Genomic DNA, 13,840 nt, shown 5'->3' on the forward strand with positions numbered 1-13,840 from the left:
ATATGCTGCATATCAATATGTTATAAACTATTTCTATTTTCTGGCACGCTGTTTGGTATATCCAAGAGGAATGTAAATAGTTGCATTCTGAATTTTTAAAATTTGTGTCATGAAAAATCTACTACTCATTTTAGGAGCCTTTGCACTGAGTAGCTCAGTAGGGGCCACGACCTTGGAAGAAAACGTTGCTATCAGCAATGTGTTTCGCTATAATAACTCCGTGATCTTTGTGGAAAATGGAATTACCTTTTCTGTTTATCGCGATGGTGAGTTCGATTTTTATATTGACAACCAGGTAAATATTGGTGCCAACTTCAACCGTGGCAGAGCCAATGTAACCTTCAATTCAGGATTTGACTATAGTCCTTTCGTTCAGTATGATGACTATGGAGCCGTGATCCAGGTAGAGAATGTACCTATATACTATGACTATTACGGTCGTGTTTCTCAAATAGGTGGAATCAATGTTTGGTATAACAACGGCAGGCTAAGACGTGTTGGTGGCTTGTATGTACACTATAACAATAGAGGTCTATTCAGCAGATTCAATGGATATATAAATGTGTACAACAGGTATTATACCTACAACCCATATCACTCTTATTTTGCGAGACCTGCCCTTGGATTTTGTCTGGTGTATAACAACCCTTACAGAAGGTATTATGCCCCGTTACGCTATACTTATTACAGGCCTTATCACAATAACTATAGAAGAGCCTATGCCAAGGTAGGAAAGCGCTATAGATATAATAACAGGAATGAGAGAAATAGGGTCTATCGTAACGACAACCGTGTGGTAGCCAGAAATAATAACAGCAGAAGGAATGATGGGTATGCCCGTAATGATAGACAGTTTCGTGATACTAAAGGTAGACGCGACAATGGACAACTGAGGGATACTAAAAGCGGTCGTAGCAATAAAGTAGCTAGTAATGGCAGAACTGCCTCCAGGACTGAAACCATGCGATCTAACAGAAGTATAGATAGTAAAAGATCTAACAGAAGCGTAGATAGTAAAAGATCTTACAGAAGTATTGATGGTAACAGATCTAGTACTCAGGCAAGAGGTACAAAGTCTACACAGGTGAAAAGGAAATCCTCAGGAACCAATGGTAGAAGTAATGTCAGAAAAGCAGTCACGCAAAGAAAAGTGGTACGTACGCCAAGCAAAAATGTCGTAAGCAGAAGTAAGGCTGCTACCAAACGTCCCGAGCGTGCGCAGAGAACAACTGCTAGTCGCAAGACAACAAGTATAAAAAGAAGTGGTCCTAAAGCAACGTCAAGATCTGCAAGTAAGACCAATGTAACTCGAAGCAGAAGCAGAAGAGTACAATAAGATAGTTTTTTAGGTTGGTTAGTTGGTAAGCCCCGCGGTGGATTCGTCCCTGCGGGGTTTTTATTTGTACTACTCCACAGTTAAATTTAAAAAAAGTAAGCTTTCCAATTACATTATTTTGGCCCTAAATATTTTGACAAGACACCAAAAACATCTTCCGATATTTTAAAACGATAAAGAACCGCTATGTACATCGCAATGATCAAGAGACTTTTTAGCGCAATATTGACCAAGGGATGAAAAGGGAATTGTAAGGCATAGAAAATAGCACAAACCACAAGTAAGAGAAAGATCACCTTAAATGTTTCTTTCGTAAATGGCTGAAGATCTAATTTTTGCTTTACATAGAGTAGTTTTAAAAGATTATAGATAAAAACAGCAATAAAAGTAGCAAGTGCAGCCCCCTCTATCCCAATCCTGGGAATAAGATACCAGTTAAAAAGGATGGTACAAATAGCAAGAAAAACCCCCAGAAACAAGATGGCCCTATAGTGATCAGAATTGTAAAGAATGGCATTGTTATTCCCCAACATGGCATCGAACAACTTCGCCAACCCGATCAGCAGGACAATGTTAAATCCGCCCCGGTAATTTTCAGGAAGGAGAAGATAGAGATCTCCCAGATTTAAAAGGATCAGCACAAAAATAAGGCCTGAGATGATAAAAAGTGTGAGGGAACTTTTGTGGTACAGGACCCCTAAACCTTCTTTGTCTTTTTGATTTAAAAGAGCCGCAGTCATGGGATAGGTTATCTGATGCATCGCACGTGAGGGCACGGAGATCACTGTGGCAATAAATACGGCTACAGTATAATAGGCAACTTTCTCAATTTCAATAAACTGGTTGATCATAAATTTATCGACCTCCAACAAAATCACCGCAGTAGAACCTCCTAATATGATCAGAAAACTATACGTAAGGATAGTTCTGAAATTATGAGGAACCTTTAAATTTAAAGAAGGCATCCTAAGCCAATACGCATAAATTTTCATGATTAGTGTTCTCAAAAGATAAACACCAACAAGGGCCTTTAAGAATGTGTCAATAGAGATATAATTCGCATAAACACCAAAAAGCAACAACATCACCCCTACCCTGGTAAAGATCTCTTTCATGAAATTTCCAAAAACGGATCTCATATGGATACGAGACCAGGAATAAAAGATCTCAAAATAGGCCATCGCCATGGCAATAAGGAAAATGTGCCAAACGTAGTCCTTCACGATCAAATTACGTTGCCCTATGAAGTTGCCAATAGTATCATTCGCTATATAGCTGAACAATCCAATAGGAATAATTAAAACAAGCGGCAATACCAACATAAAGGCAAGAAACCCATCTTGCGATTTTTTCTCTGTGTACCCGCTAAAAAACTTGATCATGGTATTTGGTACTCCAAGGGCTAAAACGGGCATCAGGATGGCCGAGGTAGCCAAGATTACCCCCACAAGGCCATAATAGGTGTCCGTTAGAAAACGGGCATAGAGAAACAGCGTATTGATGGCCCCAATAGCAAAACCTATATAGGTAATGACCATATTGCTCAATGACTGTTTAAATACAATTCCCATTATAGTTGCGCTGCTAATTTTTTGGTCAATTCCTTTCTGCTAAACTTTTCAATACCGGATACTGGTATTACAAGTGATTTATTTTTGTAGGCTTCAAACCATTTCCAAATGGTTTCTTTGAGCTCTTTTTCATTTTCATATGTAAATACCATTCCGGCCCCGGTGTCCCGTACCAGGTCTCCTGCCTCCCATCCGGCAGGACCAATCGCCAATATAGGACGTCTGGCTGCCAAATATTCAAATAATTTCCCTGGAATGATCCCTTTGGTCTGCTCAGAGTTGATCTCAGCCAATAACAAGACCTGAGAACTTTGTTGAGCTTTTAGAGCCTCTTCATGGGGAAGATATGGCAACACCTTTACTGCACTTCCTAAGTGGTGTTCGTTGATATCCTTTATCACGTCCTCACTTACCACACCTACGAGCTGTATTTGCAATACTTTTTTAAAGTTTGGATGTTCCTTTGTTAATTCTGACAAAACACGCCAGAGTACTTTCGGGTTCCTTTCAGACAAGAGAGAGCCAATGTGAGAAATAGTGAAATCAGTATCGAGTTCCGCCCTACCATCAAAGTCTGTATTGAACCCATTTGTAATAACCGTTATTGGTCTCTTAGTAATGGCACTGAATTCTTGTTTAGTGGTCTTACTGGTCACAATGATCTCATCTGCCTCATTGAGCACATTGTGTTCTAAAGCCTTGTGTTTCTTTTGAGAACGCATGGTTAATCTCAGTTCCTTATGGTAGCCTATGGAGGTCCATGGATCCCGGAAATCGGCTATCCATTTAACTGCTTTACGCTGTTTTAACCCCATCCCTATAAGGTGCAGGCTATGAGGCGGACCGGAAGTGATCACAGTCTGAATTTGTTCTTTGTCAATGATATCTGTCAAGAATTGAATGGATGGTTTAACCCAAAATGTACGAGCATCGGGAATAAAGAAATTACCCCGTACCCATAGAAATATGCGCTCTAATAAAGATTGCTTTTTAGACTTAATGATCCCCGAACTTATTCGACTTGTTTTATTACTTGAAATTAACGAAGCCAGCTTATAAGGTTCCCAAATAGCATTTTGATAGATGGTTAGCCCTTCAGGAACCTCTTTTATTAAACTGTTATCTTTTATTGGATAATGTGGATCTTTTGGTATGTATAGGATAGGTTCTACTCCGTTTTCCGGTAAAAACTTGATAAAATTTAGCCATCGCTGAACTCCCGGTCCTCCCGCCGGGGGCCAATAATAGGTCACGATGAGTACCTTTTTCATGTTTGTCGTTTCATTTTCCTACGTCTCCAAAACGTGAAAAAACCTCCTCCTATAAAAATCACTGCCAAAAGCAAAGAGCTCGCCAAAGAAATAGTACTTCCCTGAGCAACCACTTCGGGTTCAAAGGCAAATTGTATCTCATGTTTTCCAGCGGGTATCTTTAGCGCTCTTAAGCCATAATTTACGCGGAAATGAGGAACTTTTTGGCCATCTAAATAGGCATTCCACCCATTTGAGTAATACAATTCTGAGAAGACCACTACCCCATCATGATCATTAGAGGTTTTATACAGGAGCTTGTTAGGCTGGTAATTTTGCAGGGATACGTTAGATGTAGAATCTACCTGGAATCTGAATTGATTGATCAAAGGAAAATCTTGAGTATTAACAACTGCCTGGCTGCTTAGATCTAAACTATCCAAGGCCATGATCTCCTCATTGGCGGAGCTAACAGGAAGCAGGAGCGCAACGAACCATGCACTGCCGTTAGCCTCAGGATTGATGGAAGCTACGCGCTTTCCTTCCTCATTTTGCTGTAGTACGTACTTTACATTCAGCATATTGAGTACCTGTCTGTTGTTTTTATAAATGTGATAATCAAAAAGATCTTGAATAACAGCTGGTTTAGCCGCATGGTATCCACCTATTGACTTGTGGAAATATGAGGTCCTGGCACCATTAAGGCCCTCAGAGCTATCGTACACGCGGTATACAGTGGTGTCTGTAATGATCTGTTTATCAACGGACGTTTCCTGAAATGGCTGATTCATCATTCTTCTCGACACAAAATCGTCTGTATTTACATAACGAAGGGCAACTCCAACAAGATCTAAGCAGATCAATAAGCCAAGGATAAGGACCATTATAGACTTACTTATTTTTGTTTTGATAAATAGCCAAAGTGCTGCTGCTGCAAGAATAACATAGATGATAGATCGGAAGCTGTCATTAAGATAGACGGCTTCTCTGTCTCTTTTGATCATAGCCAACACCTCATCTCCAAAATAACGCAGATAGGCACCATCATTAAGTCCGTTAAAATCGAACATTCCCTTTAATAATAAAATGGCAACGCCTAGTCCACCCGTAATAAATACCGATAACTTTAATGCCCTTAACTTTTGAGCAGCTGAAACTTCTTTATTAAGCAAGGCTGAAAGTCCCAAAATAGCCAGAATGGGAACACATAATTCCAGCACAACCTGTATGGAAGAAACCGCCCTAAATTTATTATACAACGGAAAATAATCGATCATAAAATCGGTCAGAATACCAAAATTCTTGCCCCAGGAGAGCAAAAGTGATAGCAATACCCCCCCTAACAACCACCATTTGGTTTTTTCTTTTACCAAAAAAAGACCCATTATAAAAAGGAATATTAATATCGCCCCAACATAGGCAGGCCCGGCCACCCCGGGTTGCTCACCCCAATACAGAGGAAGCCCTCTTGAAAACTCTAAAGCCTGTGACCTGGGCAGTCCCTGATTAGTCAAATACTCGTATGCTTTGGACTTTGCGCCAAGGTCCTCGCTATTAGAGCCACCAAACATTCTGGGCACAAATAGATCTAAGGATTCTACTATTCCATAGCTATATTGTGTGATATATTCTTTATCGAGCCCTATTAATTGTTCTTTGGGAGAGCCATCCGGATTTATGGTCAATTCTGAAGTTCCCCTGGTGCTCCAGTCTGCATATTCCTTTGTTGCCATAAGGGCTGTAGCATTCACAGCTATTCCCAGCACTACTGCCATGATCAATATTCCTATAGCGCTCAAATAAGCGGCTATTGTCCTATGTTTAATGGCGTCTATCAGCAGTACCAATCCCATTACAAGCACCAACAGCATAAAGTAGTAGGTCATTTGATAATGGTTGGCATTGATCTCCAGTGCCATGGCAACAGCGGTAAGTATAAAGCCCCAAAAATATTGCTTTCTGAAGGTTAAGAAGATACCGCCCAAGATCATTGGGAGATAGGCTATGGCATGTGCCTTTGCATTATGTCCAACACCAAGGATTATGATCAAATAGGTAGAAAAACCAAAGGCGAGTGCCCCTAAAACAGCTAGCCTGTAATCGATCTTCATACAACACAAAAGAATATAGAAGCCAAGGAAATAAAGAAATAAGTAATCTGCCGGTCGCGGAAGGAATCGCAACACCCGATCCAATTTTTTTACATAATTATGAGGATAATTTGCTCCAAGCTGATAGGTGGGCATTCCACCAAAGGCACCATTGGTCCAGTAAGGTTCTGTTTTGTTCGACTCCCTAAAGTCGTTTTGCTCCTTGGCCATCCCGGTGTACTGGATAATGTCTGATTGTTCTATTACTTTTCCCTGCAAGACAGGGTGGAAATAGGCCAAGGCTACTACCACAAAAAAAGTGAGGACAAAAAAGTGGGTGAAAAATTCTTTGGAGATACCCTTCATTGAAAGCTTAATACTTAAATTATTCTATTTCCTCAAAATCTATGTACTCCCCTACTTGTTTCGAGGATCCTGAAGAATCGTTTGCTTTTTTTGAATTATGTTGGTCGTGAACTCTCTGTTCACTATTGTTTCCACCCATATTTGCTTGCTCGAAGACATCTCTGAAGTGCCTTTCAGTCTTTTTCGCCGCATAATTGAAAACCTTTGGTGCCAACCATCTTCCAATTAACTTGAGAAGGTAGTACACCAAAATGATGATCAATAGTGTCTTTAAAAAACCCATATTTTATTTACTATTTATATCAAAAGTACAATTCCAACGTTGTAATAGCAGCACAAATGTCTTAAAAGTTTAATAAAATAGCGCCTAATGAATGCATGCTTAAAAACCTATCCTGTTCCATTTTATCTCATTTTTCTATGTTCTGCGCTTCCTTTTCTGGGGACAAGTCAATATACCGATGTTATAAATTCGAATAGACCCGGACTCTCTGTAAGTGCTTATGCCGTTGGGAAAGGAGTAATCCAAGCTGAAATGGGTTTTCTTTATGAGCAAAGGGAACATGTGGATCTTTCTCAGGAATCGACCTTAATGGGTGCCGATCTTGCACTCAGATACGGTTTTTTTCGTGAAATGTTGGAGATTACTTATGAAGGGACCTACGTACAACAAGATATAACGTATACCGCTTTTGATCTGAACGAAAAAAGAACTGATTTCTCAAGGAATAGACTGGGTATAAAATACCTATTGTATGATCCTTACAAAAACCCGGATCGTACAAAACCAAATTTGTATAGCTGGCGAGCTAACAACAAGTTTCAACTTAAAGATCTGGTCCCGGCCATTTCAGTATATGCAGGAGCAACTTTTAACTTGGGTGATAATCCGTTCTATCCGGAAGATCCAATAGTAGCTCCCCGTGCCATGATTGCCACTCAAAGTAGTGTCACCTCCAGATTGGTATTGATCACAAATCTTATTTACGATAGAATAGGCACTGATTTTCCGGAGATGGAGTATCTAATATCTCTGTCCCACGCCTTTAAAAATCCTAAATGGAGTGTTTTTATAGAGAATCAGGGTATTAAAAGCGATCGATATGCAGACATCCTTTTTAGGACCGGTATTGCCCATCTGTTCAATAAGAGCTTCCAGGCAGATATAAATGTAGGTGGCAGTATTAAAAGTACTCCAAGTAGGATCTTTGGGGCGCTTGGCTTATCCTACAGGGTAGATTTTCATCAGGACGAGATCAAATCCATTGATGATCAAAGATCTGGTGAAAATGGTGATTTTATCAAAAAGAATGCGTTTAAAAAAGATACTGATAATAGCTTGCCGGGTATTTCAAAGAAAAAAATGAGGAAACTGGAGCGTAAGGCCAAACGCAAGAAAAATTAATCCTACCGAGGCTCTTTACCCCCTAGTTCTTACTATCCCTGCATAAAGTGACTCCAAGTCTTTATTCTGTGGTCAATAATTCCTAATATTGAGCACGTAAAGCAGGTAACATGGTAACTATAAAACAGGCTGAAAATAAGTCTGATCTAAAAAAATTCGTAACCTTTCCTTTTTCATTGTACAAAGATTCACCCTATTGGGTACCACCTTTGATCAAAGGAGAAATGGATTCCTTTGACAAATCCAAAAATCCTGTTTTTGAAAATGCAGATGCCTGGTTTTTTCTTGCCTATAAAGATGGAGAGATCGTTGGCAGAGTAGTTGCTATGATCAACTGGATTGAAGTAAATCAGCAAAAACTACGGAAAATGAGGTTCGGATGGTTCGATTTTATCGATGATCCGGACGTTACAGATGCTTTAATCACCAAGGTGCAGGAATTAGCCGTGGTCCATCAGATGGAATATATGGAAGGTCCGGTAGGATTTTCAAATCTGGACAAAGTGGGCGTTTTAGTAGAAGGTTTTGACCATATTGGAACTATGATCACCTGGTACAATTATTCATATTATCAGGCACATTACGAACGGCTGGGCTTTGTAAAAGAAAAAGGGTTCGTGGAAAATAAATTTCCCAACAGCAATGTGGATCCGGCCCTCTTTAAAAAATTACACGTTCTGATCAAGAAACGCTACGGACTTAGGGAAATGAATTTTACCAAGACCTCGGAAATTATGCCCTGGGTAGATCAGATGTTCGATCTATTTAATGAGACCTATGCAAAACTATCTTCTTTTGTCCCTATTACGCCCATTCAAAAGGCCCATTTTAAAAAGAAGTACATACGCTTTATTAATCCGGAGTATATAAAGTTTATTGTAGACAGTTCGGATAAACTTATCGCCTTTGCCATTGTGATGCCCTCATTTTCTGAAGCATTGCAAAAAGCAAAAGGAAAACTCTTCCCTTTTGGTATATTTCATTTGCTAAGAGCCAGAAAACACAATAAGGATGTTATTTTCTATCTTATCGGGATACTTCCTGAATATCAGAATAAAGCGGTAACCTCCATTATTTTCAATGAATACTACGAAACCTTTAAGATCAAACAGGTTGAAACCTGTTATAGAACACCCGAATTAGAGGATAATATTGCAATTAGACAACTGTGGAAGCATTTTGACCCCGTCATCTATAAAAGGCGAAATACCTATAAGAAAATGCTCTAAAAACAGCTTAAATCGGTCTTGAGCTATTCACCCATAGCCGCAGCTACTGCAGCTGAGAGCCTTTTGTAAGTGCCGTTTTCCAATCTTTCCCGAATGGCTGAAAACGCGTCCAGGGTTATGGAAATGTCTTCAAGCGTATGTGTGGCTGTTGGGATCATTCGTAATAGGATCAATCCTTTAGGAATTACGGGGTATACCACTATAGAACAAAAAATACCATAGTTTTCTCTAAGATCTTTTACAAGCGCCATGGCCTCAGGAATACTTCCGTTAAGATAGACCGGCGTAACACAACTGGAAGTGGTACCTATGTCAAAACCTCTTTCTTTAAGTCCTTCCTGAAGAGCATCTACATTCTCCCAGAGTTTTTCTTTAAGTTCTGGCATGGTTCTAAGCATATCGAGGCGTTTTAAAGCCCCTTTTACGTAGATCATGGGTAAGGACTTTGCAAACATCTGAGATCTCAAATTGTATTTTAAGTAATCTATGATCTCCTTATCTGCAGCTAAGAAAGCCCCAATTCCTGCCAGGGATTTAGCAAAGGTGGCAAAATAGACATCTATTTCGTCCTGCACGCCTTGCTCTTCTCCTGCTCCTGCTCCTGTTTTTCCTAATGTACCAAATCCGTGGGCATCATCTACAAGAAGTCTGAAGTTGAATTTCTTTTTAAGGGCTACAATCTCTTTTAATTTTCCTTGTTCTCCCCTCATGCCAAAGACACCTTCCGAGATAACCAAAATACCCCCTCCGGTTTGTTCTGCCATTTTAGTAGCACGTTCCAGGTTCTTTTCCAGGCTATCTATGTCATTATGCTTAAATGTGAACCGTTTCCCCATATGCAAACGAACCCCATCAATGATACAGGCATGAGAATCCACATCGTAAACAATGATATCATCCTTAGAGACCAAAGCGTCTATTGCAGACATTATACCCTGGTATCCGAAATTTAAAAGATAGGAAGATTCTTTATCGACAAAAGAGGCCAATTCCTTTTCTAATTGTTCGTGATAAACGGTGTGTCCGCTCATCATTCTGGCACCCATAGGATATGCTGCACCGTATTCCAGGGCCGCTTCTCCGTCTACCTTTTTGATCTCTGGCAGGTTTGCTAACCCCAGATAATCATTAATACTCCAGGTGATGACCTCTTTCCCCTGAAATTTCATTCGGTTAGAAATAGGGCCTTCCAATTTTGGAAATACAAAGTATCCCTCAGCCTGTGAAGCCCATCTTCCTAGAGGGCCTTTATTTTCAATAATCCTGTCAAATAGATCTCTCATTTAACCGTGTTTGGTTTGTGCAAAACTATGGATTTTTGACCACGAATCATAAAATAATTTAATGGCACAAAAAAAGGCAGCGAATTTTAAATCGCTGCCCGCATTTTATTGTTCGGTAGGATCCTTATTTTACGACCTCCAGCTTTTTTTCCTGAGATACTTTTACCTCATCCATAAAGCCTTGTGCTTCCATCCATTTGTCACTGTAAACTTTACTCATATAACGAGAGCCATGATCTGGAAAAATGACCACTATATTGCTATTCTTATCAAACTCCCCTAGAGCATCTAGTTGTTTAACAGCTTGTATGACAGCTCCGGAAGTGTACCCGGCAAAAATACCTTCAGTACGCGCAATAGCTCTGGCTGTGTGAGCACTGTCTTTATCCGTTACCTTAACAAACTCATCGATGATCTTAAAATCTGTTGCATCCGGGATAAGATTTTTACCCAAGCCTTCAATGCGGTAGGGATAGATCTCATTAGCATCTATCTTTCCGGTTTCATGATATTTTTTTAGTACAGAGCCATAGGCATCTACTCCTATAACCCGGATATTCGGATTTTGCTCTTTTAAATAACGAGCTGTTCCAGAAATGGTTCCTCCAGTACCGCTGCACGCTATCAAATGTGTGATCAGACCATTCGTTTGATTCCAAATTTCGGGTCCTGTTGTGTGGTAATGTGCTTCAATGTTCAATTCATTGAAGTATTGATTGATATAGATAGAATTTTCTGTTTCCTGATGCAGACGTTTGGCTACCTCATAATAAGATCGTGGATCATCTGCGCTAACATGTGCCGGACATACATATACTTGAGCTCCCATTGACCGAAGCATGTCTATCTTATCCTGAGATGATTTGGAGCTTACAGCAAGAATGCAGTCATAGCCTTTAACGATACTCACCATGGCAATACTAAAGCCAGTATTCCCTGAAGTAGTCTCAATAATTGTACTGCCCTTCTTTAAGATCCCTTTGCGTTCTGCCTCTTCAATGATATGAGCTGCTATTCTGTCTTTGGCAGAATGACCCGGATTAAAAGCTTCTATCTTGGCATAAAAATTCCCCGATAGATCTTTAGTGATAGTATTCAACTTCACCAGTGGGGTATTTCCAATAAGATCAAGGATAGAGTTATGGGCGTTAATCGATTGTTCCATATGGTTTGGTTCTTGAAATACCTAACTATAAACGGTAATTCAGGGGCAAAATTACTACTTTTTTTTTATAAATGCTCTTTTCCCGCTAAATCAAGAATAAAAGCATACTCCTTTGCCGTCTCTCTCAGGGCTTCAAATCTGCCCGAAGCACCACCATGCCCGGCATCCATATTAGTATTTAAATAAAGAAGGTTCTGATCTGTTTTTAACTCTCTAAGCTTTGCTACCCATTTAGCCGGCTCCCAATATTGCACCTGCGAATCATGCAGTCCTGTTGAAACATACATGTTAGGATAGGCTTGCGCCTTTACATTATCGTAGGGAGAATATGAGAGCATATAATCGTAATAGGCTTTTTCATTCGGATTTCCCCATTCATCGTATTCTCCGGTTGTCAAGGGAATGGAATCGTCTAGCATTGTGGTCACCACATCTACGAAAGGCACAGCGGCAATGACCCCATGATAAAGTTCCGGTGCCATATTTACAACAGCTCCTATCAATAATCCCCCTGCAGATCCACCCCAGGCATAGAGGTGATCCGAGCTCGTATATTTCTGTTCGATTAAGTGTTTGGAACAATCTATAAAGTCGGTAAAAGTATTCTTTTTATTGAGCAACTTTCCGTTTTCATACCAGGGCCTTCCCAGGTACTCTCCTCCCCTAATATGGGCGATTGCATATATAAACCCTCTATCCAAAAGACTTAAGCGTGCTGAAGAAAAATTGGGATCTATAGTGGCACCATAAGAGCCATATGCATATTGAAGCAATGGGCTGCTTCCATCCAATTTTGTATTCTTATGATATACCAAAGAGATTGGAATCTTTGCTCCATCACGAGCGGTTGCCCAAAGTCTTTCTGATCTATAGTTTTCCTCTTTAAATTGCCCACCAAGCACTTCTAATTGCTTGAGTACAGTCTTCTCCTTTGTACGCATGTCAAAATCAATAATAGAATAAGGAGCTGTCATCGAATTGTACAAATACCTCAAAGTTTCCGTATCATAATCCAGATTTACATATGGAAAGGCAACATAGGTCTCACTGGTGAAAGGCAAATAATAGGAAGCCTTCCCATCCCAGCGGGTAATCTTCATTTTGTTCAACCCATTATCTCTTTCTGAGATCACTAAATACTCCTTAAATATCTCAATATCCTCGAGCAAAACATCTTCTCTATGGGCCAAATATTCCTTCCAGTTCTCTGATGAGGTTGCATTTTCGGAGGTTTTCATCAATTTAAAATTGGTTGCTCCGTCTTTGTTGGTCAACACATAAAAATCTTTTCCAAAATGGTAGATTGAATATTCCAATCCCCTTGTTCTAGGCGAAAAAATAGCAAATGTACCATTGGGATCGTCTGCAGATAGTATCCGATATTCCGAAGTTAGGGTACTGTTAGACCCTATGATGATATATTTCTTTGATTTAGTTTTATACACATATGTATTGAAGGTTTCATCCGTTTCGTGGAAAACAAGTTCATCATCTTCAGATGAGGTGCCCAGCACATGCTTATAGATCTTATTCGAACGCAGTGTAACCGGATCCTTTTTGGTATAAAAAAATGTTTTGTTGTCATTGGCCCAAATAGAACCCCCGGTAGTATTGTCTATCTTATCTTCAAATAATTCCCCTGTCGCAAGATTTTTGATCTGTATTACATACTGACGCCTGGCTATAGTATCAGTTCCAAAGGAAGCCAATGTATTATCAGGGCTAATGGATATCCCATTTAGACTATAGTATTCATGTTCTTCTGCCATAAGATTCACATTGAACATGATCTCTTCTTCTGCTTCAAGAACCTCTTTTTTCCTGGAATAAATTGGGTATTCCTTTCCCGTTTCATAACGCGTTATATACCAATATCCATTACGCTTATAAGGTACGGACGAATCATCTTCCTTGATCCTTGCCTTCATTTCCTGAAAAAGATTTTCCTGAAATTCTTTTGTGTGAGCAGTTTTGGCCTGATAGTATTCGTTTTCTTGTTTCAGATATGAAATAACCTCAGGATTTTCCCGGTTATTGAGCCAGTAGTAATCATCTACACGCACATCTCCATGTATTTCAAGCTGCTTAGGTATCTTCTTCGCTATCGGTGTACTAACTGCGATCATTTCGTTATTTTGGTTTTGG

At 39.8% G+C, this 13,840-nt stretch carries 10 protein-coding genes; 3 read left to right on the top strand and 7 right to left on the bottom strand.

Going from position 1 to position 13,840, the window contains the following annotated elements; translation table 11 throughout:
* Window positions 1-109 precede the first annotated feature (109 nt).
* Window positions 110-1,336 (top strand): hypothetical protein, encoded by a 1,227-nt coding sequence (locus Q0X72_RS02560; protein ID WP_297761609.1) that lies wholly within the window; start codon window positions 110-112, stop codon window positions 1,334-1,336.
* Between the two features lie 113 nt (window positions 1,337-1,449).
* On the opposite strand, the gene Q0X72_RS02565 is transcribed toward Q0X72_RS02560, so the two are convergent.
* From Q0X72_RS02565 to Q0X72_RS02580, 4 genes are read right to left on the bottom strand one after another with little or no spacing between them, the layout of a single operon-like run.
* A complete protein-coding gene (locus tag Q0X72_RS02565; protein WP_297761612.1) occupies window positions 1,450-2,907 on the bottom strand; it encodes a lipopolysaccharide biosynthesis protein in 1,458 nt (485 codons plus the stop codon).
* Window positions 2,907-4,178 carry a glycosyltransferase family 4 protein gene (locus tag Q0X72_RS02570; RefSeq protein ID WP_297761614.1) on the bottom strand — a complete coding sequence of 424 codons (1,272 nt, stop codon included), beginning with the start codon at window positions 4,176-4,178 and terminating at the stop codon, window positions 2,907-2,909. The genes Q0X72_RS02565 and Q0X72_RS02570 overlap by 1 nt, the downstream gene beginning before the upstream one ends.
* Window positions 4,175-6,613 (bottom strand): YfhO family protein, encoded by a 2,439-nt coding sequence (locus tag Q0X72_RS02575; RefSeq protein ID WP_297761617.1) that lies wholly within the window; start codon window positions 6,611-6,613, stop codon window positions 4,175-4,177. Before Q0X72_RS02575 ends, Q0X72_RS02570 begins: the two co-directional genes overlap by 4 nt.
* 19 nt (window positions 6,614-6,632) lie before the next feature.
* Window positions 6,633-6,896: a DUF4834 family protein gene (locus Q0X72_RS02580; RefSeq protein ID WP_297761620.1), complete on the bottom strand. Its 264-nt coding sequence runs from the start codon at window positions 6,894-6,896 to the stop codon at window positions 6,633-6,635.
* An 87-nt stretch (window positions 6,897-6,983) separates the two neighbouring features.
* Here Q0X72_RS02580 and Q0X72_RS02585 point away from each other — a divergent pair, with 87 nt between their 5' ends.
* On the top strand, window positions 6,984-8,018 hold the full coding sequence (locus Q0X72_RS02585; protein ID WP_297761623.1) for a transporter: 1,035 nt from the start codon (window positions 6,984-6,986) through the stop codon (window positions 8,016-8,018).
* A 110-nt stretch (window positions 8,019-8,128) separates the two neighbouring features.
* Entirely contained in the window at window positions 8,129-9,247 is a 1,119-nt protein-coding gene (locus Q0X72_RS02590; RefSeq protein WP_297761626.1) for a GTP cyclohydrolase, read from the top strand.
* A 23-nt stretch (window positions 9,248-9,270) separates the two neighbouring features.
* On the opposite strand, the gene Q0X72_RS02595 is transcribed toward Q0X72_RS02590, so the two are convergent.
* From Q0X72_RS02595 to Q0X72_RS02605, 3 genes are all read right to left on the bottom strand, one after another.
* Window positions 9,271-10,530 carry an aminotransferase class I/II-fold pyridoxal phosphate-dependent enzyme gene (locus Q0X72_RS02595; RefSeq protein ID WP_297761629.1) on the bottom strand — a complete coding sequence of 420 codons (1,260 nt, stop codon included), beginning with the start codon at window positions 10,528-10,530 and terminating at the stop codon, window positions 9,271-9,273.
* A 124-nt stretch (window positions 10,531-10,654) separates the two neighbouring features.
* Complete coding sequence (locus Q0X72_RS02600) at window positions 10,655-11,695, bottom strand: PLP-dependent cysteine synthase family protein (protein WP_297761632.1); 1,041 nt, start codon at window positions 11,693-11,695, stop codon at window positions 10,655-10,657.
* Window positions 11,696-11,760: 65 nt separating this feature from the next.
* Window positions 11,761-13,821: a S9 family peptidase gene (locus Q0X72_RS02605; RefSeq protein ID WP_297761635.1), complete on the bottom strand. Its 2,061-nt coding sequence runs from the start codon at window positions 13,819-13,821 to the stop codon at window positions 11,761-11,763.
* Window positions 13,822-13,840: the final 19 nt, after the last annotated feature.

The sequence above is a fragment of the uncultured Muriicola sp. genome (assembly GCF_947258935.1).
GTDB lineage: Bacteria > Bacteroidota > Bacteroidia > Flavobacteriales > Flavobacteriaceae > Muriicola.

Coding starts and splice junctions, on each gene's coding strand:
- Q0X72_RS02605 (WP_297761635.1), bottom strand. CDS start 13,821: ATGATCGCAGTTAGTACACCGATAGCGAAGAAGATACCTAAGCAGCTT.
- Q0X72_RS02580 (WP_297761620.1), bottom strand. CDS start 6,896: ATGGGTTTTTTAAAGACACTATTGATCATCATTTTGGTGTACTACCTT.
- Q0X72_RS02590 (WP_297761626.1), top strand. CDS start 8,129: ATGGTAACTATAAAACAGGCTGAAAATAAGTCTGATCTAAAAAAATTC.
- Q0X72_RS02595 (WP_297761629.1), bottom strand. CDS start 10,530: ATGAGAGATCTATTTGACAGGATTATTGAAAATAAAGGCCCTCTAGGA.
- Q0X72_RS02600 (WP_297761632.1), bottom strand. CDS start 11,695: ATGGAACAATCGATTAACGCCCATAACTCTATCCTTGATCTTATTGGA.
- Q0X72_RS02565 (WP_297761612.1), bottom strand. CDS start 2,907: ATGGGAATTGTATTTAAACAGTCATTGAGCAATATGGTCATTACCTAT.
- Q0X72_RS02560 (WP_297761609.1), top strand. CDS start 110: ATGAAAAATCTACTACTCATTTTAGGAGCCTTTGCACTGAGTAGCTCA.
- Q0X72_RS02575 (WP_297761617.1), bottom strand. CDS start 6,613: ATGAAGGGTATCTCCAAAGAATTTTTCACCCACTTTTTTGTCCTCACT.
- Q0X72_RS02570 (WP_297761614.1), bottom strand. CDS start 4,178: ATGAAAAAGGTACTCATCGTGACCTATTATTGGCCCCCGGCGGGAGGA.
- Q0X72_RS02585 (WP_297761623.1), top strand. CDS start 6,984: ATGAATGCATGCTTAAAAACCTATCCTGTTCCATTTTATCTCATTTTT.